Below are 1,684 nucleotides of genomic sequence, written 5' to 3'. Positions count from 1 at the left end.
GCAACAAACGCTGGTCAAATTAAAACAGGTGCACCTTCACGTACAGACCGCGTTGCAAAATACAACCAATTGCTTCGCATCGAAGATCAATTAGGTGAAACAGCGGTATACGATGGAGTAAAAACGTTCTACAACTTGAAGAAGTAATAGATGAAGGATGCCTCATGTGGGCATCCTTTCTTTCAAGTTTTTCTTTTCTTTTGTATATATTGCACTATAATGATAATAAATATAAGAAAAAGTAGCACATCAATAATCCAATCGAGAGAGTATGTTTTTAAAAAATCCTTTGCGGTACTTTTTATGACTAATAATAAAATACTAACGATTAACCCTATCATAACACCTGTCATGGTAGTAAATATAATTTTTGCTTTATTCATTTTGGTATCCCTCTGTTGAATTTATATGGTTTTATCAAATAAGGATGTCTTAGAATCAGGATTCATTTTGTTTTTGTAGTTTGTTGAAAGTTCAGTTACCATGAATGTGTACATTATATTCAAAGGTGTAATTTTTACAGTCCATTTTCCGAACTTTTTTCCTTGTATTCCATACAATAAGCTATATTTCATTAGACTCCAAAAATATCTGAACGGTCTGTGGTTATTTGTTTTTTCTAAATCAATGCTTATTGTAAAAACTAATTCTTCACCCGGATTGTACCACTCCATCATTATCTTGGTGTCCTGTTTAATGTTTACTGCTTTGCACCATACAATAACAACTTCGTCCAAATAATTAAACACATTCTTTTTATTTAATGGTTTTAAATGGTGGTCTAGTGCTGTACATGAGCAAATCTCTACAATGTTAATACGACCCACCACCAATTGCTTTATGTAACCAGTTTTCTGCTTTTGTTATACCTTTATCTATCGATTTTCCAATTTTGGTATTATCAAACCATTTTTCTACACCTATTATTTTGTTAGATACTTCGGCAGCTACGTTACCCCCGATATAGCCAACAGCTCCACCTTTAACAGCTCCCATTGTTGTTTTTAGTCCGACTTTCCTTTCCAGCATCGTAAATCCTGTTGTAGCGGCTTTGTAAGCCATTTGTCCACCTTTGGCAGCTCCAAGAGGAATAGACACTAGATTTGTCAACGTATTGTCCCTTAAATCGTTTGCTACTGAGCTCACAACTCTATGAGCTACTTTTTGTAGTGAATTCATCTTTATTCCTCCCCTAAAATAATCTCGGTTATTTTAGATGTCATACATTATTGTAATACAGAGAATTCGTGAGGGGTAACAAAAATTTTCTGACAAATTTCTTCATCTTTCTACAAATCGTGGCTCACGCGGCAGCGGACGAGTTCGGCCTGTCATTGTACCAATATTTAGGTGGCTTTAACGCAAAAACGTTGCCAGTACCAATGATGAACATTTTAAACGGCGGTGCGCATGCAGATAATAACGTAGATATTCAAGAATTCATGATTATGCCAGTTGGCGCACCAAACTTCCGCGAAGCGCTTCGGATGGGTGCGGAAATTTTCCATAGCTTAAAATCTGTATTAAAAGCAAAAGGCTACAATACAGCCGTTGGTGATGAAGGTGGATTCGCTCCAAACTTAAAATCAAACGAAGAAGCGCTTGAAACAATTATCGAAGCGATTGAAAAAGCAGGCTACAAACCAGGTACAGAAGTGATGCTTGCGATGGACGTTGCTTCTTC

Annotated in this window: 2 protein-coding genes and 2 pseudogenes; 2 read left to right on the top strand and 2 right to left on the bottom strand. The window is 36.3% G+C overall.

Features of this window, described 5'->3' with window-relative positions:
• Nucleotides 1-147 (top strand): annotated as a pseudogene (eno, locus tag BM213_RS11860) (phosphopyruvate hydratase); the annotation flags it as partial.
• Between the two features lie 35 nt (nucleotides 148-182).
• Here the strand turns inward: eno (BM213_RS11860) and BM213_RS14700 are convergent.
• Both BM213_RS14700 and BM213_RS11845 read right to left on the bottom strand, forming a co-directional pair.
• Nucleotides 183-383 carry a hypothetical protein gene (locus BM213_RS14700; protein ID WP_091704417.1) on the bottom strand — a complete coding sequence of 67 codons (201 nt, stop codon included), beginning with the start codon at nucleotides 381-383 and terminating at the stop codon, nucleotides 183-185.
• A gap of 430 nt (nucleotides 384-813) precedes the next feature.
• Nucleotides 814-1,179 carry a hypothetical protein gene (locus tag BM213_RS11845; protein ID WP_091704414.1) on the bottom strand — a complete coding sequence of 122 codons (366 nt, stop codon included), beginning with the start codon at nucleotides 1,177-1,179 and terminating at the stop codon, nucleotides 814-816.
• A 119-nt stretch (nucleotides 1,180-1,298) separates the two neighbouring features.
• Between BM213_RS11845 and eno (BM213_RS11840) the strand changes: the two are divergent.
• A pseudogene (eno, locus tag BM213_RS11840) lies at nucleotides 1,299-1,684 on the top strand (phosphopyruvate hydratase); the annotation flags it as partial.

Origin of the sequence: Anoxybacillus pushchinoensis, from assembly GCF_900111795.1 — a bacterium.
Taxonomy (GTDB): domain Bacteria; phylum Bacillota; class Bacilli; order Bacillales; family Anoxybacillaceae; genus Anoxybacillus; species Anoxybacillus pushchinoensis.
The sequence above is the reverse complement of the archived record's forward strand: the minus strand, read 5'-3'. Positions and strand labels throughout refer to the sequence as shown.